A 23,647-nucleotide genomic window follows, 5' to 3' on the forward strand; every position below is an offset into this window, starting at 1 on the left:
TTAGTTTAGGATTGATTAACTTGTATACCTTTTTTGCTAATTGATTCGTCAATTATTAATTTAAACTTGTCAATACTCATATTCCCAAGATCTTTACCTTCTCTTGTCCTTACTGAAATTTTATTATTCTCTTCTTCCTTGTCACCAATAATTATCAAGAAAGGTATTCTTTGCATAGTATGTTCTCGTATTTTAAAACCAACTTTTTCATTTCTGATATCAATTTCAGCTCTGAACCCAAAGTCAACTAATTTATCTTTAGCACTAAAACATGCTTCATTATTTCTATCAGTTATGCCCATAATCATTATTTGAACAGGTGATAACCATGTAGGAAAATTTCCTGAATAATTCTCAATTAAAATCCCAATAAATCTTTCGAAAGAACCTAAAATAGCTCTGTGAAGCATTACAGGTGTTTGTTTCCTACCTGTAATATCTATATAACTTGCATTGAGCCTTTGAGGCATGGAGAAATCTACTTGAATTGTTCCGCACTGCCATACTCTGTTGAGGCAATCTTTTAAGGAGAATTCTATTTTTGGACCATAGAAGGCACCTTCTCCAGGAAGTAGAGACCAATCTAATCCTTTTGAATCAAGTGCCTCAGATAAGGCTTTTTCTGATTTGTCCCAGATATCATCACTCCCAACCCTTTTCTCTGGTCTTGTTGAGAGCTTAATAAGAATTGAATCAAAGCCAAAGGTTTTATAAACCTCAAATACCAAATCAATAAAATTTTGGACTTCTTCTTGGATTTGTTCATCGGTACAAAATATGTGTGCATCATCTTGAACAAAATTTCTTACTCTCATTAATCCATGGAGAGCACCAGAAGGCTCATTGCGATGACAAGAACCAAATTCAGAAAGTCTAATAGGTAGATCTCGATAGCTTTTCAAACCTTGATTGAATATTTGTATGTGGCATGGACAATTCATAGGTTTTATTGCATATTCTCTGTTCTCTGAAGTTGTAGTAAACATATCTTCTTTAAATTTATCCCAATGGCCTGATTTCTCCCAAAGACTCCTATCAACTACTTGCGGAGATTTAACTTCTTGATAATCATATTTTGTGATGGTTTCTCTAATAAAATCTTCTAAAATTCTATAAATAGTCCAACCTTTAGGGTGCCAAAAAACCATGCCTGGTGCTTCTTCTTGTGAGTGAAAAAGTGAATACTTTTTCCCTAACTTTCTATGATCTCGTTTCTCAGCTTCTTCAATTCTAGCAATATATTCTTTTAATTCTTTAGAGCTATTCCATGCTGTCCCATATATTCGTTGTAGCATTTCATTGTTAGAGTCGCCGCGCCAATATGCTCCGGATACTTTCATTAGCTTAAATGCTCTTAGGTGCCTTGTATTTGGTACATGAGGACCTCTGCACATATCAACATATTCTTGATGTTTATATAACTTTATGATTTCATTCTCAGGGATATTTTTAACTATTTCTAGCTTGAAAATTTCACCTCTATCAGTAAACACTTCCGCTGCTTTCTCTGGACTAACTATTTCAACACCTACATCATAATCTCTATTAACTAACTCTTTCATTCTTTTCTCAATTCTGAGAAGATCATCAGGAGTGAAGTTATCTTTATAAGAAATATCATAATAAAAACCATCTTCAATCACTGGCCCTATTGCCATTTTTGCTTCGGGGTATAGTTGTTTTACAGCATGTCCAAGAAGATGAGCAAATGAATGTCTAATAATATCTAGTCCTTCATCATCTTTAGATGTAATAATCTGTATATGAGAATTTTCAGTTATAGGAATACAAGTATCGATTAATTCCCCATTCACTCTCCCCGCTAGCGCTGCTTTTGCTAAACCAGGACCAATCTCTGATGCTATTTGAGCTATTGTTACAGTGGAATCATATTTTTTTTCAGTTCCATCAGGTAATGTAATTATTGGCATAATTTTCTACAAACTTGAATAAAAACCCAGAGCTTCTTTAACTCTATTTAATGTTAACTTAGAAACCTCCTCAGCAGTTAACTTACCTTTATTTAGTATTCTTTTTAACTCTTCTGGATCATTCATTAATTCTTTATATTTTTCTTGAATTGGTCTGAGAACGTTAATCATTGCCTCTGTAAATTCTGGCTTGAATTTACCCCAGCCCATTTCTGCACAATACTCAGCGGCTTTTTCTCTACCTAGGCCAGAAATTATTGAATAAATTGTTAAAAGATTATCAGCTTCAGGTCTTGAAGGATTTCCTAATTCTAATCCTAATTCTGAGTCGGTTTTTGCACGTTTTATTTTTTTAGTGATTGCATCTGGACTGTCTAATAAAGTAATCCTACTATTTTCATTTGGGTCGCTTTTGCTCATTTTCTTTGTTCCGTCTGTCAGGCTCATGACTTTGGAACACTCTTTCAAAATTAAGGGATTTGGAACTTTAAGTATGGGATTCTCTTTTGTTCCGAATTTTGAATTAACTCGTTGAGAAGCAATATCTCTCGCAAGCTCTAGATGTTGCTTTTGATCTTCTCCAACAGGAACCAAATCAGCGTCATATAGAAGAATATCCGCTGCCATAAGGACTGGATAATCTAATAATCCAATAGATACATTGTCGCCTTGTTTAATTGACTTTTCCTTGAACTGAATCATTCTCTCCATCCAGTTTAAAGGAGTTAAGCAATTTAATATCCAGCAAAGCTCGCTATGGGCGCTTATCTGACTTTGAATGAATATTGAGCATTTATCAGGATTCATCCCACAAGCGATATACAAAGCCGCTGTAGATAAAGAATTTTGATAAAGAGATTTTGGGTCATGCGGAGTCGTTATCGCATGAAGATCAACAACGCAGACAAATGTTTCATAATTTTCTTGTAATTCAACCCAATTTCTTATTGCTCCAAGCCAATTGCCAATATGAACATCTCCTGTGGGTTGAACACCAGATAAGACTCGCTTCTGATTCACTTATCCTTGCTCGCTTGTATTTGTGGAATCATCTTCATTTGAACTTGCTTCTGTTGCTTCATCATTATCTTTTTCTGCAGGATCTTGAGCAACATTGTTTGCCTGATCAGTATCAGCTACCTCTTGTTCTTTAACTGGCTTTTCTGGTCTTGCAAAAGGGTTGGGCTTTTTGTTGGCTGAGTTGTTATTTTCACCGTTATAGTTTCCCCTGTTACTCCTGCCTCTTCTTTGGTCATTGGCGGGTGCCTGAGACCTATATTCGTTGACTAAATTTTCAAGACTTCCATCTTCAAGCATTTGGGCAAGAGTCCTTACTGAGAAACCTAGAACAGCTACAGTAGACCGAAGATTAAAGGCTTCTTGCAATGATCTAGCTGCTCGCATTTCATTATCACTTAAGCGAATGCGAAAGCCTCCCTCTCTATTGTTGGGACCTCGGCCACCTCTGAAGTTATTACGACCATTTTGTCTTTGGTTTTGGAAATCACCACCACCTGACTGATTATTGGTGTAAGAGTCACCCATGAACATATTTGCCAATAGGGGCAAGTGTGACGCATAGCAGGTACTTTTGCGACATATTTGAATATCTTGATTAGCACTTTCACATCTAATGATGTTGATCTCAGCGGAATGATTTGATTTCTTTAGGCATAAATTTTTCTTCTTAAAAACGTAAAACCTTCTTTCTTTGCTGTTATTAAGGGAAAATTTGCTTTAAAATGAAAGTTAGCTAAGAAGAAACTGTATTTATTGAAATCGTGGAAAATCATTCATTAACAAAATCTCCTCTTTCGTTGCCTTCTTTTTCGATTCCAAAAATTAGCCTTTTTATTGGGCTAACTATCACAGGTCAATGGGTTTTGAGTGATGTAGCCCATATCCCTGGGGGTGGACTTGGATTGCTATTAGGACTTGGTTTTATTTTTTATTTTTTAAAACCAGGAAAGGTTGCATTTGATGCTCCCTCAACTGTTCAAGGATGGGTAAGAAGATGTCATGACGTTTTAGAGAATTTTGAGTACTTACTTGAGGATGGAGAGCAAAGTGAAAGAAAAAAAGAAAGAATTAATTCCTTGCAAAAAATTATTGATAGAAGCGAAGATCAAAACATTGGTTTCTTGAAAACAAAAGGCGTAAAATTACCCGATAAAGAGCAATTGGAAAAAGCTTTAGTAATAAATAATCAAATAAAAGTTTCTTTTCCACCAGCTCTTCCAGTAAGAGATAGAAATTGGATTTTGCCAGATTCAATCCAAGAGCAAGATTTTATTGTTTATTCTTTGGCACTACCAATGAGCGCGGCTGATCTTTTGTGGATTAAAAATATCCCTACAGATCAACCAGCTTGGCTAATGGTTGCTAGTAAAGAATCTACTGATTGGTCTGATGAGCGAAATGCATTAGAGGCTCAATTACCAGATAGATGGACTAACAAAGTATTGAAATGGGATGGATCTCAAGCAGAAATGGCAAAAGTTCTTTCTCCAATTAAGAAACTTCTTGAAAGTCCAAAGAAGAATACAGACATTACTAAGCAAAGACTTTTGTCTCGATTGCATACTTCTTGGCAAAAAGATTTAGAGAAATTAAGAAGGGAAAAGTTCAAGGTTATTCAAACAAGATCTCAATGGATAGTTGCTGGTATCGTTTTCGCCTCACCTGTTGCCTCAACTGATTTGCTTGCAATAGCAGTTGTTAATGGCTTAATGATCAAAGAAATGTCCAAAATATGGGCATCAAAAATGAAGCCAGAATTACTTGAGGCCGTTTCACGACAGCTAGCAATGGCTGCAATTGGTCAAGGAGTTGTCGAGTGGAGTGGACAGTCCTTGCTGAGCTTGGCAAAACTTGATGGTTCTTCTTGGGTGGCAGCTGGAACAATTCAGGCTTTGAGTGCTGCTTACTTAACAAGAGTAGTAGGAAGGTCGATGGCCGATTGGATGGCTATCAATAATGGAGTCACTCAGCCTGATTTAGAACTTATTAAGCAACAAGCTCCTCAACTGGTGTCAAAAGCTGCTGAGCTTGAAAGAGTAGATTGGGTCGCTTTTTTAAAGCAGTCAAAAGAGTGGATTCAGTCTCAATCTAATAATTACAAAGTTAAATCAGTTTGATTTGATGACTATCCTTTTAGTATCCATTTAAATTATAGTTAGAAAAAATATAAATATTTTCTAAATCTCAATATATGATTGAAAAAAAAATAAAAGTTTTTTCTGATTTAATTTATAAGAAAAACAAGTTTTTTACCCTATCTATTTTCCTCGCTTTCAATATTTTATGCTTGACTGCATGTTCAAATAAAAAGGTGTATAAACCAGCCTATGAAAAGCCTTATGTCTTAACCACTTTTACGATTTTGGCAGACCTAGCCAGAAATGTCGCTGGAGAAAGATTAGAAGTTAAATCAATTACAAAACCAGGTGCTGAAATCCATAGTTATAAATTCACACCTAGTGATATTGTAAAAACTAAAGGAGCAAAACTGATTCTTGAAAATGGTTTAGGTCTTGAGGCTTGGATCTCGAAATTTATGATGAGTACGGCAGATATTCCCAAGGTGAAGTTAACTGAAGGGATAACGCCACTATTGATAGAAGGCGATGTTTACGCAGGGAAGCCCAATCCTCATGCTTGGATGTCTCCTAAAAGAGCTATGAATTATGTTGATAAAATAGTCGATGCTTTTATAAAGATTGATCCTGATGGAGTACTTGAATACAGAGCTAACGCTTCTACCTATAAAGCCAAGCTTGAATCGCTTGATAAAGAGTTAAGGGATTCTTTATCATCTATTTCTAAAGAAAGAAGATTTTTAGTGACATGTGAAGGAGCCTTTTCTTATCTTGCAAATGATTATGGTATGAAGGAGGGATATTTGTGGCCTGTTAATGCTGAAAGCCAAGTAACTCCAAAGAGAATGGTTGATCTCATAAAGCTGATCAAAGAGAATGACATTCCAACGATTTTTTGTGAAAGTACTGTTAGTTCAAAAGCACAAATGGAAGTTGCAAAATCTAGTGGGGCTGTTTTTGGGGGTACTTTTTATGTAGATTCACTTTCAGGACCAGATGGCCCAGCTCCAACCTACATAAAGTTGCTCAGGCATAATGTTCGATTAATTATCGAAGGCTTAATTTCAAAAACATAAAAAAGAATGAATCCAATTTTTAAGAGTCATGAAAAAGATTTTATGCGAATTGAGGCGGATCAAGTTTGTGTTGATTACAACGGTACCGTTGCCCTTTATGACGCAAGTCTGAATTTAAAAGCTGGATCAATATGTGGTTTGGTCGGAATGAATGGCGCGGGGAAATCAACTTTTTTTAAAGCTTTAATGGGTTTTGTTAGACCATCTAGGGGGAAAATAAGGTTAAATGGACTTAGAGTTAATCAAGCCCAGAAGGATCAGACAGTAGCTTATGTCCCGCAAAATGAAGGCATTGATTATGCCTTCCCAGTAAGTGTTTGGGATGTTGTGATGATGGGTAGATATGGCGCTATGAATATCTTTCGCATACCAAGAGAGTCAGATAGAAGAGCCGTTTTTCATGCCTTGGAGAGAGTTGATCTTTTAGATCTACGAAATAGACCAATTGGTTCGTTATCAGGTGGTCAGAGAAAAAGAGCTTTTCTTGCAAGAGCTATAGCTCAAAGGGCATCAGTGCTTCTTTTAGATGAACCTTTTTCTGGAGTTGATGTACCCACTGAAAAGTTAATGGCAGAGCTTTTTCTTCAGTTTCGACAAGAAGGACATACTATTTTGATCTCTACTCATGACTTGAATCATGTGAGAGATTTTTGTGATTTTGTAGTTCTCATCAATAAGACAGTTCTTGCCTATGGAGAGACCTCGGAAGTCTTTACATCGGAAAACCTCAATAAAACATTTGGAGGAATTCCACCAAATCCTTTATCAGGTCCAGAATCGAGTAAAGATTTTGTAAATGAGTGAACTTTTGATTTCCATTACGCCACTTGATTGGCTTTTGGATCCATTAACTCATGACTTCATGAGGAGAGCTTTGATGGTTAGTGCCTTAGTAGGAGGTGTGTGCGGCCTTCTATCTTGTTATATGACATTAAAAGGATGGGCCTTAATGGGAGATGCGGTTTCTCATGCTGTCATGCCAGGAGTAGTAGTTGCTTATGCATTAGGGCTCCCTTTCTCTTTAGGTGCTTTTGTTTTTGGAGTTGGTTCAGTTGCTTTGATTGGATTTATTAAACAGAAATCTAGAATTAAAGAAGACACTGTAATAGGTCTTGTTTTTACGGGATTTTTTGCATTAGGAATTGTATTGGTTTCAAAAATCAAAAGTAATATTGACCTTATGCAGATTCTCTTTGGAAGCCCTCTAGGTATTTCTCAGGCTGATGTTAAACAAACCTTGATAATCTCTTTTGTAGTTATATTTATTTTGCTTCTATTTAGAAAAGATTTAATGCTTTATTGTTTCGATGCTAAACACGCTCGATCTATAGGGATAAATACAGGAATGCTTCATTATTTGCTATTAACTTTATTATCTTTATCCGCAGTAGTAGGGTTGCAAACTGTTGGTATTATCCTTGTGGTGGCAATGCTTATTACTCCTGGCGCAACAGCATACTTGCTAACTGATCGTTTTGATAAAATGACTTTATTAGCAGTTATTAGCAGCTCATTCTCAAGTATTCTAGGTGTTTATATTAGTTATTGGTCAGACATTGAAACAGGAGGATCTATTGTTTTAGTGCAAACTTTAATCTTTTTAATTGCGTTCTTATTTGCCCCAAAATATGGAATATTTAAAAACCAATCTCTAATAAATAATGATTGATTTAGTGCAACTATGACTAACCTAGCTTCTGAACAAAAATGGAGTTGGTGGCCACTTCTACCTCTCTATCCTTATGGTAGAAAAAGAACAATATTCCGTGAATTAGTTCCTAATCAGATTTGGAGTTTTGAACAACTTCAGGGTATCTATTATGTTGCTGTGCCAGTGAGGTTATTAGTTGTAAGAGTAAAGAATGAATTGATGATAATTAATCCTCTCCCTCCGACGGAAGAATTGTTGAATGACATAGATGTACTTGTGAAAAAATTCGGTCCTGTAAAAACTATTGTTTTACCAACGGCTTCTGGATTGGAACATAAAATTGCCCTTCCTGCTCTGGCTAGAGCCTTTCCTGATTCAAAAATATGGGTTTGCCCCGGGCAATGGAGTTTCCCTTTTCAATTGCCTTTTGATTGGTTGGGAATTCCCTCTAAAAGAACAAATATTTTATTGGCTGATGGATTCCCTTATAGTGATTATTGTGACTGGATTTCATTAGGACCTATTGATATTGGACTAGGACGTTTTCAAGAAATATCTTGTTTTCATAAACCATCAAAATCTTTGTTGGTTACTGATGCTCTTGTGGGTATTGAAGAGACCCCACCAGAGCTCTTCGATTTAGACCCTACACCTTTATTGTTTCATTCAAGAGAAAAGGGGTCTGAAGAGTTGATTGATACGCCTATTGCGAGGAGAAAAGGATGGCTTCGTTTGGTTCTTTTCGCTTCCTACTTAAGACCTGAAAAGTTGGAGATACCAAAAATAAAAGAAATTTTTGTAAACGCTTTTAAACCAAATTTAAGAAATAAAAGAGCACATTTTGGTATATATCCTTTTTCTTGGCAGAAAGGCTGGGAGTTGTCTGCTAAAAAACTTGTTGGAAAAAATACACCCTTAGTACAAATTGCTCCTGTAATAGAAAGGCTGGTTTTCCCTAGAGGACAAAAAGCCCTAATAACTTGGTTAAATAAAGTTGAATCTTTGCAGGGTCTTTCTTGGTTAATATCTGCTCATTACAGCGGAAAAGTTAGATTTTCAAAAAATCAAGTAACGGAGTTAAAAAATAAGACTAACAACTCAGATTGGGCTACCAATAAAGGTGATTTTGGATTCTTAAGTTGGCTAGATCAAAAATTATTAAAAATCGGCGTGGTACCTAGAGACCCTCTGAAAAAATTTAGTGATTAAATATTATCTGGGTCGACTGCCATTTCCTCGTCGGACATAAGTGTTTCCTCTAATTGTTTCCTTTGCTCCATTTGTCTAAGGAAGTACCCTGTCATCATCGCAGAGGCTAATAAACTAGCCAAATTATCTCTGCTAGAAGTTACTTTTACTTCAAATTGCTCTCCAGGAAGCATTCCAAGTAAACCTTGAACATTATGTCGGATTATTTCTTGAATTTCGGGGCTGGCCGATTTTGCGACTCTTTGCAAAACGTCAGCAGGTTGATCTTGTAAGTATTGAATTAGAGCATTTGCCTCATGGCCCTCATTATTGTCTGTAGCTAAAAATTCAGGATTAAACATCCAGTTTTTTTCATTTAATTACACAATATCGCAAAACGTACTCCAATAAAATTTAATTTAGGTTATGGGAACCGAATAGGTCCTATCTTTTTCAATGGCCAGTACCTTGCAAGCGCTGTACCTATAAGATTTTTTTCTGGGAGAGCCCCCCAAATATGGGAGTCTAAACTGTTATTTCTGTTGTCTCCTAAGACCCAAAGTGAATAGTCGGGTACATTTATTGAGTCCATTTCATATTCGATAGGTTCTTTAATCCAAGGTTCATTTATTTCTTTTTCATTTCTATAGAGTTTTCCATTAGTAACTTTTATTTTGTCTCCAGGTAATCCAACGACTCTTTTTATTAGCGCTGAACCATCACTATAGCCCGCTTCTGTAAGAACTTTTGGGGGTTTGAAAATAACAATCGTATTTAAATTTAAATGTTTATTTAGTTTATTATTAAGTCTTGGGGTTATTTTTTCTATCAATATTCTGTCTTGAATTTGTAAAGTTGGAATCATTGATCCAGATGGAATCCATCTAGGTTCAACTGCTTGCCATCTTAATAAAAGCGCAATTATTATCCAAACCAGCAATCCTTTCCAGCTATTTTGGTTTTGATTCTTTTTTGATCCAGTAGATGTCATGAATTTTCTTTGTTTTAGTTACTTGTTGGAAAGTTTTTTACAAAAATCGAAATAGTTGTTCTTTTGGCAATTTCACTAGCTCGTTACAATTTTTTTATCAGCTTAGAGCTCCTTAAAACTCTAGTAGACAAGGGAGTGAAATATTTTGTTCTTTGCCCCGGTAGCAGATCAGGACCTCTTGCTTTAGCAGTAGCAAGTCTCTCTAAAAGAAAAGAATTAACTCTCATAACATCAATTGACGAAAGGTCGGCTGCATTCCTTGCCTTGGGAATAAGTGCAGCTAGTGGTCAAGTAAGTTGTGTCATTACAACTTCTGGAAGTGCTGTCGCAAATCTTTTGCCGGCTGCTGTTGAAGCAGATAGGTCATGCCATCCTCTCTTGTTTTTAACTGCAGATAGACCTTTGCGATTAAAAGAATGTGGAGCTAATCAAGCAGTTAATCAACAGGATTTTCTTAAGCCTGTATGTAGACATTTTGATGAAACTCCAAAAGAAGGAATTCATTTTATTTCTAAAGAGAGACTGACAACTTTAGTTGGAAAATCATTCGAAATGGTTTCGAACATTCCTGGACCAGTTCATATTAACCTTGCTTATGAAGAGCCCTTGCATCCTTGCAATATTGACCAGAATAAAGTTCTTGATGGATGGGGTATTGAAGGATTTTTAAAGGAAAAAATCACCTCAAATAAAGTTGAGATCGTTAAAAAACTTCCATTTTTACAACCACCAAAATTAGATCCATTTTCTTTAGGAATAATTATTGTTGGGCCATGGAGAGGAAAATCAAAACAACTTGTTTCTTTTAGGGGCGCATTAAAGAAATGGCAAAAATTAACTGGATGGCCAATTCTTGCTGATCCACTTTCTGGGGTTGAAAATGATCAAGAGGGTTTAATAAATCACTGGGATCTTTTTTTCTCAATAGGTTTATTTGAAAAAATCAAAGAGATTCAAGTTTTACGATTGGGTCCAATACCTCCGAGTAGAGAATTACAAACTTGGCTTAAAAAACCTGGAAAAGTTCAATTACTTGTTACTGAGGGAGATTGTCGAAATCTTGATCCCATAGGTGGCTCGACACAATTTAGTGAAGGGTTTTCTTGTTGGGTTGATAAACTGCTTGAGGGTATTCCTCTAAAGCCAGCAATAGATAAAAAAATTGTTAGTCAAAAGTTGACTGAAGAGCTTATAAAATATGATTTATTTATCCATGATTGGCTTGATAAAAGGTTATTCAGAAATGGGTTAATTACTGAACCTGCTTTAGCTAGATTGCTTCCTCGTTTGTTACCAGATTCTATCCCTGTGATGCTTGCTTCAAGTAGTCCTATAAGAGATTGGTTGAGTTATTCGGGAGAGGGAGCTTTTCTAAGAAGATGTTTTGGCTTTAGGGGGGCATCAGGAATTGATGGGACACTCTCAATGGGTATGGGATTATCAATAATTATGGGGAGAATGGTATTAGTTACTGGTGATTTAGCACTTCTTCATGATACAAATGGTTGGCTATTTTCAAAGGATAAAAATATTAGTCTTATCGTAATTATGATTGATAATGGTGGAGGAGGTATATTTAATCAATTAAATATAGATAGAATTGAGGAAGGCGATTTTGAAGAAATTTTTCTTATGCCTCAGAAAGTTTGTCATCTTACGCTTGCTAAAGCCTATGGCTTGAAATATAAGCAAGTTGCTTGCTTGAATGATTTAGAACAAGCAATTGAATGGAGTTTTTCTTTGTCAACAAATGTATTAATAAGAGTTTGTACTAACTCTCTTGAAGATCATAGATTGAGAGTAAGTTTGCGTGATGACCTAAAAAAAACATTATCTGAGAATTTATCAATTTTAGACTAAATCTAATTTGAAAAATGACTTTAAATCCCATTACTCCTAACAATATGTCTAGAAGAGTTCTCCCCGGGGAAATTATTACCTCATGGGTTTCTGTTGGTGAATACAAAGATATCTTGCTTGATACAAGTCCTGAAGGAATTGCTCGAGTAGCGATAAATCGTCCGGAGAAAAGAAATGCTTTTCGTCCTCAAACAATTTTAGAACTTTGTGATGCATTTATTAGAATAAGAGAAGATCCAAAAATTGGAGTCGTTTTATTTACAGGGGTAGGACCTTCCAAAGATGGAAAGTTCGCTTTTTGTTCTGGCGGAGATCAGGCTATACGTGGAAGTGGAGGATACCTTGGCGATGATGGAATCCCGCGTTTAAATGTTCTTGATTTGCAACGTATAATTAGGAGCCTTCCTAAAGTAGTTATTGCTCTTGTCCCTGGTTTTGCTATAGGAGGAGGACATGTTTTACATTTAATTTGTGATCTGAGCTTGGCTGCAGATAATGCAATTTTCGGTCAAACAGGACCTAAAGTTGGGAGCTTTGATGCAGGGTTTGGTTCAAGTTATTTAGCAAGGGTCGTAGGTCAAAAAAAGGCGCGAGAAATTTGGTTCCTGTGCAGGAAATATGGAGCGAAAGAAGCATTGGATATGGGGCTAATAAATGCCATCACACCAATTAATTTGCTCGAGTCAGAAGGTGTTAAATGGGCTAGAGAAATACTTCAAAACAGTCCAACCGCTATAAAGTGTTTGAAATTTTCTTTTAATGCTGATACAGATGGATTGGCAGGTATCCAAGAGCTTGCTGGCCAGGCAACACATCTTTTTTATACGACTGATGAGTCAAAGGAGGGAAGAAATGCTTTCATGGAGAAAAGGGATCCTGATTTCTCTGAATCAAAATGGCTTCCATGATTTATTTGGTTTATCCAAAAAATAAATCTTTCTTTTTCATGAATTAAATGCGAATACTTTTTGCTGCTGCTGAATGCGCCCCAATGATAAAGGTTGGAGGTATGGGTGATGTTGTTGGTTCATTACCTCCTGCGCTTAAAAAACTTGGAAATGACGTTCGATTAATAATTCCAGGGTATGGAAAATTGTGGACGTTAATGGATATTGCTCCTGAACCAATCTTTCGAGCCAACACAATGGGTGTTGACTTCGCTGTTTTTGAAACAAGGCACCCCTCTAATGGGTTGCCAATTTATTTAGTTGGGCATCCATGTTTTGATTCTGAGCGTATTTACGGAGGAGAAGATGAGGATTGGAGATTTACTTTTTTTGCTAGTGCAGTCTCTGAATTTGCATGGAACTCATGGAAACCACAAGTCCTCCATTGTCATGATTGGCATACTGGAATGATCCCAGTTTGGATGCATCAAGACCCCGAAATCAGTACGGTATTTACTATTCATAATCTCAAGTATCAAGGCCCATGGAGATGGAAGCTTGATCAAATAACTTGGTGCCCCTGGTATATGCATGGTGATCACACCATGGCATCGGCCATGTTGTATGCCGATAGAGTTAATGCAGTATCGCCAACTTATTCAAGGGAAATTCGAACATCTGAATATGGAGAAAAATTAGAGGGACTTTTGAATTATATTTCTGGGAAATTACGAGGAATATTAAATGGAGTTGATCTAGATGAGTGGAATCCAGCAACGGATAATTCATTGCCAGCTAAATTTAGTGTAGATAATATTTCTGGTAGAAAAATTAATAAAAGAGTCCTTCAAGAAAGAATGGGACTTGAAGTGAATCCAGATAAATATCTAATGGGAATGGTGGGTAGGCTTGTTGATCAAAAAGGTATTGACCTTTTACTACAAGTAGCTAACAGGCTTCTTTCTTATACTGACTCTCAGGTCGTTGTGCTTGGGACGGGTGATCGCTATTTAGAGTCATCTTTATGGCAACTTGCGATTGAGCATCCTGGTCGTTTTTCTGTTTTTCTTACTTACGATGATGCATTATCTAGGCTCATTTATGGAGGTGCTGATGCATTCTTAATGCCTAGTCGCTTTGAGCCATGTGGTATCAGTCAATTATTAGCTATGCGTTATGGTGCTATTCCGATCGTTAGAAAAGTAGGCGGTTTAGTGGATACAGTAGAACCTTATAACCCCATGAATGAAACAGGTTCCGGATTTTGCTTTGATCGGTATGAACCGATTGACTTTTATACAGCATTAGTTCGTTCTTGGGAAGCATATAGACATCAAAAAAGTTGGAAGGAGTTACAATTAAGAGCAATGTCAAATAAATATAGTTGGGATAGATCCGCGAAGGAATATGAATTAATGTATAGAGACGTTTGTGGAATTAAGGAGCCTTCTCCTGATGCGGCAGAGGTTGAAAAATTTTCTTACGGCCAAGAAGCAGATCCTTCAAGGAAAGGCAAAAAAATAAAATTATAGGATTTTTGAGTATTCAGATTACTTTGCTTCTATTTGAAAATTTTTATGGATATTACTTTTAAGGACTTAATTGAACTATGGGGGAAGCCAGTTAATCAAAAGGAAATAGATCTTAATCTACCTATTGGTCGTATATCTACTGATTCGAGGACAATTAAAAAGGGTGATTTCTTTGTCCCTTTGATAGGCACTAAATTTGATGGTCATGACTTCTTAGATATGGCTTTTGATCTTGGTATACAGGCAGCAGTAGTTTCTGAAAAATATACTGATTTGCCACCAACTGACCTCCCTCACTGGGTGGTTCCAAATACTCTTTACGCCTATCAACAAATAGCATTACTTCATCGAAGAAATTTAAGTCTTCCTGTAGTTGCTGTTACTGGCTCTGTTGGTAAAACAACTACAAGAGAATTGATTCGAGCATTATTGTCTCCTCTTGGTGAAATTGTCTCTAGCAGAGGGAATGAAAATAATGATGTCGGTGTTCCAAAAACTCTGCTTAGGGGGTCGGAAACAGATGCTGCATTTGTTCTCGAAATGGGTATGCGTGGTTTCGGTCAAATTGCACGTCTCTCTCGAGTCGCTGAACCCGATATAGCTGTAATTACAAATGTGGGACAAGCTCATATTGGCATTCTTGGTAGTAGAGAAAACATTGCAAAGGCCAAGTCTGAAATCACCTTAAATCTAAGACCTGATGGTGTTGTTATTATTCCTTTTGGTGACTATCTCTTAGAAAAAGCTTTATTGGAAAAATGGTCAGGACGTATTGTTCGAGTAGAGATAGAGGGCTTTTCTCTGAATTGGTTGGATTGTAATAATGAGCATTTTGCTTTTCAAGATATTGAGCCAGATTATATTTCTCAAATTGACATGCAAAATAATTTCATTCTTTTTGAGGGAAGTAAATTCAAATTGCCCCTTGAAGGAAGACATAATGCCATGAACTTTCTTCTGGCATTGACTGTTGCAACAGAATTAGGGCTATCAATAAAGAATCTTGATCAATTAAAAATAAATATGCCTATGGGAAGAAATAGATTGGTTGATTGTGGACAATATTTAGTTTTAGATGAAACTTACAATGCATCTCCTGAATCTGTTATTGCATCTTTAGAGTTATTGGTAAGCAAGCCGGGCAGACATTTTGCAGTTTTAGGTACGATGCTTGAGTTGGGCTCTGAGAGCATTTCACTTCATCAGAAAGTTCTTAAAAAGGCCGTTGAATTAGATCTTACTGGAATTGTTTTCGTCTCTTGTGGGGAGGAATCTAATATTATAAAAAAGATAATCAAAGAATTACCAAATTTTGATGTAGTAAGCACCCCAAAAGATGCTGCTATGTCACTATTATCATGGCTTTTGCCGGGAGATAATATTTTAATTAAAGGTAGTCGTAAGTTGGAATTAGAAAAAGTATTACCTTATTTACAGCAATAAACTTCGTCGTTGTAGTTAATCAGTCTTAGTTCTAATAATTGTTTTTGATCGTTCAACTACTAAACTTTTATCAGGAATATCTTTACTTATTGTTGACCCTGCACCAATTGTTACATGTGCCCCAATCTTGATGGGCGCAACAAGTACTGAATTCGCACCGGTTTTTGAATAATCATCAATAATTGTTCTATGTTTATTTTTACCATCAAAATTAGCTGTGATAGTACCTGCACCAATATTTATATTTTTCCCTAGAGCTGAATCACCTACATAGCTTAAATGATTGATTTTGGTTCCTTCACCAATATAACTTTTTTTTATTTCTACAAAGTTCCCGATTTTAGAATTTTGTCTTATGTTTGATTCAGGTCTTATGTGGGCGAATGGACCAATTGATGTATTATTTCCAATCGTTGCCTCATTGATGATTGAATGAATGACTAACACATTTTCCTCAAGAGTTGAATCTGTTATGACACTACCTGGTCCCAAATGACATCCATCGCCAATAATGCATTTACCACGAAGATGAGTTTGTGGCTCAATAGTTATATCTGTACCAAAGTTTGAATCCTCACTTATTGAGCAACTAATAGGATCAACAAAAGAAACTCCCTTGCTCATCCATAAGGATTTAAGCTCTTGTTGGATGTGATGTTCGCATTCAAATAGCTGAACTCTATCATTAATGCCTTTAATCTCAAAAGGATTGTCTACCTCAAAATACAATGCTTTTTTGAGTAAACTTATAGTATCTGTTAGGTAAATCTCATTTTGACTATTTTGGTTAGATAATAAATTTAAAACATCTGATAGTTGTTGCCAATCAAAACAATATATACCTGCATTTATTAATTTATTTTCTCGCTGTTCATTAGTGCAATCTCTCTCTTCGATGATTTTTGTTACTAATCCCGACTCATCTGTAAATACTCGCCCATATCCTGTTGGAGAGTCTAATGTTGCAGATAAAAAAGTTACACTCGCGTTGGATTTTTTGTGAAATTTTAAAAGTGAACTTAGAGTTTCCTCTTTTAGCAGTGGTACATCTCCATTTAATACTAAAAGTTCTCCATTAAATCCTTTTAATCTAGGACTTAATTGCTGAATGGCATGTCCTGTTCCATTTTGAGGTTGTTGAAGAACAAAATCCAAGTCTTGATGATGTTTTAGGGAGTCTTCTACTAATTCAGCTTGGTGCCCTACAATTATTAATCTCCGGTTTGGCTTGAGCCCATTAGTACAAGACAAAACCCTATCAATAAGTGATTTCCCTGCCAAAGGGTGAAGAACCTTAGGCAGCTTACTTTTCATTCGCGTACCTTTTCCAGCCGCTAAAATTGCGATGGCAAGCATTAGAGTACTTTTTTGAAGAAATCTAATTGCTTTATTGCTTTTGCGCAGTATTCCATCGTTTTCTCCATGTTGAAGTGTTTATTAATTGACTTTTAGATTGCTCTAATTCTCTTGTTAAAATAATCTCTTTAGAGTGTCCTTTCCCTGTTGGATCCCTGTAAGGAATAGATGAACGCGTGGCAAGGTGTTCTACTTCCTTAATACTTAAGTCTTTAAACTGACAATTTTTTGAAATAAACTGACGCTTTATTTCCTTTTTCATAGCGACTGTCCCTGCACTCCATTTGTTTTGGTCGTCGAATGAGGGAACTATTGAAAAGATCTTTAAACCAGCTCTTATGAAACTCGATCTGATTGAGGCAGCAGTCGAGTATGTAATTAAACGCCCTTTGGAAGACAGCCTTTTTGTTAATAACGAGATAAATTCTTCGCTCCATAGCTCGGGACACTTTTGTGGAGAAAAAGGATCAAGAAGAATTAAATCAAAGTTTAGAGAATCTTGGATTTCGTATATTTTTTGTCTTGCATCTCCCCAGTGAATAGTTCCTTTGTTAAAGCCTTCAGACCATTTCCCTGATTTGTTTAAGCAATTAAAAAATTGTAATACTTTTGGAGACCAAATTTTTTGAAATTTTTTTTCATTAAGAGCAAGCTTAAGAGGCCTTGGATCAATCTCAAGCCCATGCCATTCAATTTTTATTTTGCTTTGAATTAACTTCTCGAGAATACATCCTGTGTTGTAGCCCAATCCCATGCAAACATCTAAAATAACTATTTTTTCAGTGTTAGAAAATTGTTCTAATTCAGCAGGTAGGAGATATTTAGAAATTGATTCTCTGAGTGCTCCGTCCTTGTCATGGAATCCTTCTTCATAGCACAAGCTATAGAGACTTAAACTCCCATCTTTTGTCGTATGTTTTTTTAAATCATCCAAGCCTAAGAAAAGCTAATTTTTTTGTTGAAGTCTCATAAGATCACTCCAGAAATCAGGATATGAGATTGCTGCAGCTTCGCTACGTCGTAATGTCGAGTTAGAATTAGCCATTATTGAAGCAATAGCTAAACTCATGGCTATACGGTGATCATCTTCGCTATCAAGCTCGCATCCTTTTAAATTATTTCCTCCATAAATAGTGAGACCATCTTGATGTTCCTCTACTTTTGCTCCCATTCTTTTTAATTGCCTGGCCATTACAGCTAATCGATCAGTTTCTTTTATTCTCAATTCACCTGCTCCTTTTATTTGACTGATACCATTACAAAAACAGGCTGCTACTGATAATATAGGTATTTCGTCTACCAGCCGAGGCATTATTTCACCATCAATTTTAAATGGTTTCAACCTTTCATTGTAGAAAACTTCAATGTCACCTACAGGTTCACCGGCCACATCTCTTTTGTTTATTAAGTTGATATTTGCCTCCATTGCTTCCAATACGTCAAGTATTCCAGTTCTTGTTGGATTTAAACCGACATTTTCTACAACCAATTCTGACCCGGGTATAATGCTACCTGCAACGAGCCAAAATGCAGCGGAACTAATATCACCCGGAACAATAATTGATTGACCATTTAGCTCTTTGCCCGGGGAAACAGTTATATGTCTACCCATTTCGCCACCAACTTCTAGATTAGCTCCGAAGGCTTTTAACATTCTCTCGCTATGATCTCTTGATCTGGCCGGCTCGATAACAGTAGTTGGGCCCTCTGCATTAAGAGCAGCTAGTAGGATTGCAGACTTTATCTGAGCACTTGCTACTGGGGTACCAATTACGGCACCTCTTAATTTATTCCCAATAATTGATAGAGGAGCTAAGTCTCCCCCGCATCTTCCAGAAACTTTAGCCCCCATCATTTTTAGCGGCTGTCCTACTCTTTTCATTGGCCTGTTTCGAAGTGAACTATCTCCTGTAAGTATGAAATGATGATCTTTTTGACCAGCTAATAATCCCATTATTAATCTCATTGTTGTTCCTGAATTTCCACAATTCAAAATATCCTTAGGCTCTTGTAGACCATCTAATCCAACCCCATCAACTTCAATAATGTCCCCTTTTTTAATTGGACTGATCTTTACTCCCATTGATCTAAGGCATTCAGCAGTGCTTATTGGATCTTCAGCAGGTAAAAGACCCTCAATTATTGTCTTCCCTTTCGCTATTGCCCCAAACAAAAGTGCTCGGTGGGATATCGATTTATCTCCAGGGACTTTTACTTTCCCACAAAGCTCTCCTCCTTTCTTAAGGTTTCTTAAAGACTGATCTTCAGCGGGAACTTTCAATGAACAAAGAATTTATTTTAATTTATTTTATAAATTGATCAGCTTTATTCTTATGTTATGGATTGTTTATTTTTTTTTTGACGCATTAACTCATCAATTACATAACCAAATAATTCTGGACTGGGATGATTGTTTTCTAGCTCGGATAAGCCTAGTTCAGCCCATCTCTCATCAACTTTGTCTTCAAGTTCTTTAGACCTTGTTAAAGGCTTTCCCCAATCATGATTTTTTTCTGGACCGATTTTGGTTGTTGCATCAATAGCTAATCTTCCTCCTAGGCCAATATGTTCACTTGCGAAGTCAAGGGTATCAAAGGGAGTATTTTCTAGTACGAATAAATCTCTTTGAGGATCAACTTGACTGGATAAGACCCAAACCACCTGTCTAGGGTCTCTTACGTTTATTGTTGAGTCGACTACGACGACAAATTTCGTATAGGTAAACTGGGGTAAAGCACTCCAAAAAGCCATTGCAGCTCTTTTAGCTTGGCCTGGATATGCTTTATCTATAGATATAATCGCTAGCTTGTAACTTAATGCTTCCATTGGAAGGAAAAAATCAACAATTTCAGGAATTTGTTGTTTAAGAATTGGTGTATAAATTCTATTTAACGCTATGGCAAGCATGGCCTCCTCTTTTGGGGGCCTACCACTGAAAGTCGTTAAAAATATTGGATTTTTTCTATGAGTCATGCAGTGGAATTTAATCAAAGGTGAAGACTCAGCACCTCCATAGAACCCCATATGATCCCCAAAAGGACCATCCATCATTTCTTCTCCTGGGGTTATGGATCCTTCCAGAACTATTTCACTGTGACTTGGGACCTTAAGATCAATAGTTTTGCATTTAGTTAATCGAACACCCTCTCCTGCATATAAACCTGCAAACAGCCACTCACTAAGCTGTACGGGAATAGGAGTTGCTGCAGCCATAACAAGAAGAGGATGAACTCCAATAGCTACAGCGACTTCTAACTTCTTATTCATAGCAGCCGCTTTGCGAAGATGCCTGGCCCCTCCTCTGACACTTAACCAATGGACCGTCATGCTTCTAGCTGATTGTTTTTGAAGTCTGTAAACACCAACATTCGGAACACCTGTTTCAGGGTCTTTTGTTATTACCAGCCCCAAAGTAATAGCTCCTCCTGCATCCTCTGGCCATGGACGTAAAAGAGGTAAATGATTTAAATCTAAATCTTTTTCAACTATTACTTTTTGCTGGCAGGGTGGTAAGAGATCAATGTCAGGGCGTGCTTTGAGTAGATCCCATGCTACCGAAGCGAAAGCTTTGGTCTCTTTTAATCCTTTCGGTGGCCTTGGTTGTTGAAGAAGAGCTAGTTTTTCTCCTAAATCTTCCAACTCTTCTTGTTTCTCTAAACCCATACTCCAAACCACACGTTCCATTGTCCCAAGTAAATTAACTACAACAGGAATTGAAGACCCTTTTACATTTTCAAAAAGTAGGGCAGGTCCTCCCATCCCTAGAACTCGGTCACTTATTGCCGCAATTTCTAAGTCGCTATCAACTAGATTGCTTATTCTTTTTAATTGACCTTTCTTTTCTAGAAGAGTAAGAAAATCTCTAATGTCCCTTGTAAGAGGTTCTTGACGAAATAATTTCATGAAGGCCTGCACGATTAACCTAGTTATCTAGTTACTGTGACGCAAGTTATCAGCCTTTGTGGAAATGAAACTTTCTTATTTTTATGTTGCGGCAGATGTGCCTAGTGGAATTATTCCTGAATCATCAGTAGTGATTGATGTTCTTAGAGCTACTACAACAATTGCATGGGCACTAGAAAACGGTGCTGATTCAGTGCAAGTGTTTGCAGATGTTGATGAACTAAAAAATCAAGCTAAGACTTTTGACGATAAAGATAAAATTCTTGTTGGTGAGAGAGGGGGAGAAAAGTTAGATGGATTTGACTTGGGAAATTCACCATTAGGTGTTTCATCTGAAAGAGTAAAAGGTAAAAGAGTTTTTATGAGCACTACTAATGGAACAAGATCACTTCATCGTGTTAGAGAATCCAAAAGTTTGTACACGATGGCACTCCCAAATAGAAGAGCTATTGCTGAAAGATTAAAAAGTGACAATCCGAGAGAAGTTTGGATTGTTGGCAGTGGTTGGGAAGGTTCTTACTCCTTAGAGGATTCTTTGGCAGCTGGGGCTTTGGCTTCTCTTTTATTGGATCAATTAGAGTCGGTTCAAATATTAAATGATGAATTGATGGCCTCTATAGCACTATGGAAAAATTGGGAAAATGATGTTGAAGGATGTTTACGTATTGCAAGTCATGGACAAAGACTTGCAGGAATAGGTAATCATGATGATGATTTCGCTTGTTGTGCTTCTTTGGATAACCTTTCTGTGATTCCAAAACAGATTGAAATGGGCGTAATTCGCTCCAACTAACTTTTTAATTTATTTCCTTTTTAACTCAGTGTCAGATTTTTTGGCTGCGGCCTTACAACTAACAAGTACCTCAGATATCGATGCAAATCTCAATGTTGCAGAAGAACAAATTGAGTTGGCCTCAAGGAGAGGAGCAGATCTTGTTGGACTTCCTGAAAACTTTGCTTTTTTGGGTGATGATCAAAAAAAATTAAAAATTGCATCTTCAATATATGAAAAATGTAATAGCTTTTTAGTGACTATGGCGCGAAGATATCAAGTTGTTTTGCTTGGAGGTGGGTTTCCTGTGCCTGCTGGCGATGGAGAAAGAACTTTAAACAGAGCTGAGTTGTTTGGTAAGGATGGTCAATCTCTAGCAAGATATGACAAGATTCACCTTTTTGATGTTGATCTTCCTGAAGGTAATACTTATAGAGAGTCTGAAACAATTGTTTCTGGAAGTGAATCACCACCTGTTGTTGATGTGCCAGGTCTTTGCAAAATAGGGTTATCTATTTGTTATGACGTGAGATTCCCTGAACTATATAGGGATTTGGTCAATAAAGGTGCAGATTTATTAATGATTCCAGCAGCTTTTACTGCTTTTACTGGGAAGGATCATTGGCAAGTCTTGCTCCAAGCAAGAGCCATTGAAAACACCGCTTATGTAGTTGCCCCAGCCCAAACTGGACGACACTATGGAAGAAGACAAAGTCATGGACATGCGATGGTTATTGATCCATGGGGGACAGTTCTTGCAGATGCAGGAGTTGTAGAAGGGGCAGCAATAGCTCCTGCTGATAAAGAAAGAGTTGAAAGAATTAGAGGGCAAATGCCTAGCCTTAAACATCGAAAAACAGAGCTTTTTATTTGATGTTTAAGGTTCAAACTTTAAAATCAAAGTTGGCATTATTTGCCGGATTATGTTTTTGTTCTAATCTCTTTATTTCTTTACCTATAAAATCAGCCAGTGCACTTGCGGCTTGGGCCTTAACTAGTAACGGAAGTATAAAATTACGCACTTCTTCTGGAGCTAAATTAAATGCATTTTATCAATCATCAACTGCTGATAAAGGTGAAAGGGTTTGGATTGATTTCCCTGGAGAATTAAGCCGACCCAGAACTATTAAAGGTAATGGTTTAGTAAAGGAAATTAGATTAGGTAAACCTTCAATAGGTAAAACAAGACTTGTTATTGAGTTTTTACCTTCAGTTGAGTTAGAATCTTCAAAATTAAAATTAATTGGTGTTTCTCCTAACACATGGGAGTTAAAATTTATTGGTTTAGAAAGTAATTCTTTTCGTTCATTTGGAGAAGGTAATATATTAAGAAATTCAGTAAAAAGAACTTTTGAAAAAATAAGTGTTCAAGATTTAGATATTACTTCTTTACCAAATTTACCTTTTGGAAAGTATAAAGTTGTGATAGATCCAGGCCATGGTGGTTCAGACCCCGGAGCTGTTGGAATAAGTGGATTAAGAGAGACTGATATCGTATTGGAGGTGTCTAAGAGTGTTGCAGAATTTCTAACAAAGAAAGGAGTAAAAACTATACTTACTCGGAAGTATGAGAGAACATTAGACTTACAACCAAGAGTTACTAAAGCTAATAATTCAAAGGCACATGCTTTTGTAAGTATTCATGCAAATGCAACAAGAGGCAAGAGAAAAGATGTGAATGGATTAGAGACTTATTATTACTCTGGTTACAAAGGCTATTCTTTAGCGAAAAATATTCAAAAACAAATTTTAATTACTTCTCCTCAAAGCCCTGATAGGGGTGTTCGTAGATCTCGATTTTATGTAATTAGAAAAACTTCCATGCCTGCAGCTTTAGTGGAAATTGGATTTGTAACTGGAATGTATGATGCAGCTTTATTACGTCAAAAAGCATACAGAGATAAAATGTCTTTTGCCATTGCAAAGGGAATAATTAATTATCTCAAAATTTCTAATTAA

Annotated in this window: 21 protein-coding genes; 12 read left to right on the forward strand and 9 right to left on the reverse strand. The window is 36.6% G+C overall.

Going from position 1 to position 23,647, the window contains the following annotated elements; translation table 11 throughout:
- Positions 1-5 precede the first annotated feature (5 nt).
- From thrS to AC6EJB_RS00180, 3 genes are read right to left on the reverse strand one after another with little or no spacing between them, the layout of a single operon-like run.
- Entirely contained in the window at positions 6-1,931 is a 1,926-nt protein-coding gene (thrS, locus tag AC6EJB_RS00170) for a threonine--tRNA ligase (RefSeq protein ID WP_498491606.1), read from the reverse strand.
- 6 nt (positions 1,932-1,937) lie between these two features.
- The gene (trpS, locus tag AC6EJB_RS00175) at positions 1,938-2,951 is read right to left on the reverse strand and encodes a tryptophan--tRNA ligase (RefSeq protein WP_498491608.1); all 1,014 of its coding nucleotides are present in this window, start codon (positions 2,949-2,951) and stop codon (positions 1,938-1,940) included.
- Positions 2,952-3,482 carry a DUF8668 family protein gene (locus tag AC6EJB_RS00180; protein ID WP_498493052.1) on the reverse strand — a complete coding sequence of 177 codons (531 nt, stop codon included), beginning with the start codon at positions 3,480-3,482 and terminating at the stop codon, positions 2,952-2,954. It lies immediately after the preceding gene.
- A gap of 230 nt (positions 3,483-3,712) precedes the next feature.
- Between AC6EJB_RS00180 and AC6EJB_RS00185 the strand changes: the two genes are divergently transcribed.
- The 5 genes from AC6EJB_RS00185 (at position 3,713) to AC6EJB_RS00205 (ending at position 8,965) form a co-directional block, all read left to right on the forward strand.
- The gene (locus AC6EJB_RS00185; RefSeq protein ID WP_498491609.1) at positions 3,713-5,068 is read left to right on the forward strand and encodes a YcjF family protein; all 1,356 of its coding nucleotides are present in this window, start codon (positions 3,713-3,715) and stop codon (positions 5,066-5,068) included.
- A gap of 74 nt (positions 5,069-5,142) precedes the next feature.
- Positions 5,143-6,105: a metal ABC transporter substrate-binding protein gene (locus AC6EJB_RS00190; RefSeq protein WP_498491611.1), complete on the forward strand. Its 963-nt coding sequence runs from the start codon at positions 5,143-5,145 to the stop codon at positions 6,103-6,105.
- A gap of 6 nt (positions 6,106-6,111) precedes the next feature.
- The gene (locus AC6EJB_RS00195) at positions 6,112-6,909 is read left to right on the forward strand and encodes a metal ABC transporter ATP-binding protein (protein WP_498491612.1); all 798 of its coding nucleotides are present in this window, start codon (positions 6,112-6,114) and stop codon (positions 6,907-6,909) included.
- The gene (locus AC6EJB_RS00200; RefSeq protein WP_498491614.1) at positions 6,902-7,774 is read left to right on the forward strand and encodes a metal ABC transporter permease; all 873 of its coding nucleotides are present in this window, start codon (positions 6,902-6,904) and stop codon (positions 7,772-7,774) included. Before AC6EJB_RS00195 ends, AC6EJB_RS00200 begins: the two co-directional genes overlap by 8 nt.
- 12 nt (positions 7,775-7,786) lie before the next feature.
- Positions 7,787-8,965, forward strand: coding sequence for a DUF4336 domain-containing protein (locus AC6EJB_RS00205; protein WP_498491616.1), 1,179 nt, complete (start codon positions 7,787-7,789; stop codon positions 8,963-8,965).
- On the opposite strand, the gene AC6EJB_RS00210 is transcribed toward AC6EJB_RS00205, so the two are convergent.
- Positions 8,962-9,306, reverse strand: coding sequence for a DUF760 domain-containing protein (locus AC6EJB_RS00210; protein WP_498491617.1), 345 nt, complete (start codon positions 9,304-9,306; stop codon positions 8,962-8,964). The two genes, AC6EJB_RS00205 and AC6EJB_RS00210, sit on opposite strands and share 4 nt — an antisense overlap.
- Before the next feature lie 62 nt (positions 9,307-9,368).
- Positions 9,369-9,935 (reverse strand): signal peptidase I, encoded by a 567-nt coding sequence (gene lepB, locus AC6EJB_RS00215; protein WP_498491619.1) that lies wholly within the window; start codon positions 9,933-9,935, stop codon positions 9,369-9,371.
- A 63-nt stretch (positions 9,936-9,998) separates the two neighbouring features.
- On the opposite strand from lepB, the gene menD reads away from it, so the two are divergent.
- The 4 genes from menD to AC6EJB_RS00235 are packed head-to-tail and all read left to right on the forward strand — an operon-like array spanning position 9,999 to position 15,657.
- Positions 9,999-11,795 (forward strand): 2-succinyl-5-enolpyruvyl-6-hydroxy-3-cyclohexene-1-carboxylic-acid synthase, encoded by a 1,797-nt coding sequence (gene menD, locus AC6EJB_RS00220; RefSeq protein ID WP_498491621.1) that lies wholly within the window; start codon positions 9,999-10,001, stop codon positions 11,793-11,795.
- A gap of 14 nt (positions 11,796-11,809) precedes the next feature.
- Positions 11,810-12,703 (forward strand): 1,4-dihydroxy-2-naphthoyl-CoA synthase, encoded by an 894-nt coding sequence (gene menB / locus AC6EJB_RS00225; protein WP_498491622.1) that lies wholly within the window; start codon positions 11,810-11,812, stop codon positions 12,701-12,703.
- 47 nt (positions 12,704-12,750) lie between these two features.
- A complete protein-coding gene (gene glgA / locus AC6EJB_RS00230; protein WP_498491624.1) occupies positions 12,751-14,214 on the forward strand; it encodes a glycogen synthase GlgA in 1,464 nt (487 codons plus the stop codon).
- A 45-nt stretch (positions 14,215-14,259) separates the two neighbouring features.
- On the forward strand, positions 14,260-15,657 hold the full coding sequence (locus AC6EJB_RS00235) for a UDP-N-acetylmuramoyl-tripeptide--D-alanyl-D-alanine ligase (RefSeq protein ID WP_498491626.1): 1,398 nt from the start codon (positions 14,260-14,262) through the stop codon (positions 15,655-15,657).
- 15 nt (positions 15,658-15,672) lie between these two features.
- Here the strand turns inward: AC6EJB_RS00235 and glmU are convergent, their stop codons facing one another.
- Genes glmU through AC6EJB_RS00255 form a run of 4 tightly spaced genes read right to left on the reverse strand, consistent with a single transcriptional unit; the run spans position 15,673 to position 20,916 of the window.
- The gene (gene glmU, locus AC6EJB_RS00240) at positions 15,673-17,013 is read right to left on the reverse strand and encodes a bifunctional UDP-N-acetylglucosamine diphosphorylase/glucosamine-1-phosphate N-acetyltransferase GlmU (protein ID WP_498491627.1); all 1,341 of its coding nucleotides are present in this window, start codon (positions 17,011-17,013) and stop codon (positions 15,673-15,675) included.
- A gap of 31 nt (positions 17,014-17,044) precedes the next feature.
- Positions 17,045-17,947 (reverse strand): MnmC family methyltransferase, encoded by a 903-nt coding sequence (locus tag AC6EJB_RS00245; protein ID WP_498491629.1) that lies wholly within the window; start codon positions 17,945-17,947, stop codon positions 17,045-17,047.
- 12 nt (positions 17,948-17,959) lie between these two features.
- Positions 17,960-19,294, reverse strand: a complete 1,335-nt coding sequence (gene aroA / locus AC6EJB_RS00250; protein ID WP_498491630.1) for a 3-phosphoshikimate 1-carboxyvinyltransferase — start codon at positions 19,292-19,294, stop codon at positions 17,960-17,962.
- Positions 19,295-19,344: 50 nt separating this feature from the next.
- Positions 19,345-20,916 carry a UbiD family decarboxylase gene (locus AC6EJB_RS00255; protein WP_498491632.1) on the reverse strand — a complete coding sequence of 524 codons (1,572 nt, stop codon included), beginning with the start codon at positions 20,914-20,916 and terminating at the stop codon, positions 19,345-19,347.
- Positions 20,917-20,980: 64 nt separating this feature from the next.
- Between AC6EJB_RS00255 and AC6EJB_RS00260 the strand changes: the two genes are divergently transcribed.
- Genes AC6EJB_RS00260 through AC6EJB_RS00270 form a run of 3 tightly spaced genes read left to right on the forward strand, consistent with a single transcriptional unit; the run spans position 20,981 to position 23,647 of the window.
- Positions 20,981-21,709, forward strand: a complete 729-nt coding sequence (locus tag AC6EJB_RS00260; protein WP_498491634.1) for a 2-phosphosulfolactate phosphatase family protein — start codon at positions 20,981-20,983, stop codon at positions 21,707-21,709.
- Positions 21,710-21,737: 28 nt separating this feature from the next.
- Positions 21,738-22,562: a carbon-nitrogen hydrolase family protein gene (locus AC6EJB_RS00265; RefSeq protein WP_498491636.1), complete on the forward strand. Its 825-nt coding sequence runs from the start codon at positions 21,738-21,740 to the stop codon at positions 22,560-22,562.
- Positions 22,562-23,647, forward strand: a complete 1,086-nt coding sequence (locus AC6EJB_RS00270; RefSeq protein WP_498491637.1) for an N-acetylmuramoyl-L-alanine amidase — start codon at positions 22,562-22,564, stop codon at positions 23,645-23,647. The genes AC6EJB_RS00265 and AC6EJB_RS00270 overlap by 1 nt, the downstream gene beginning before the upstream one ends.

The sequence above is a fragment of the Prochlorococcus sp. G4PB17 genome (assembly GCF_059772445.1).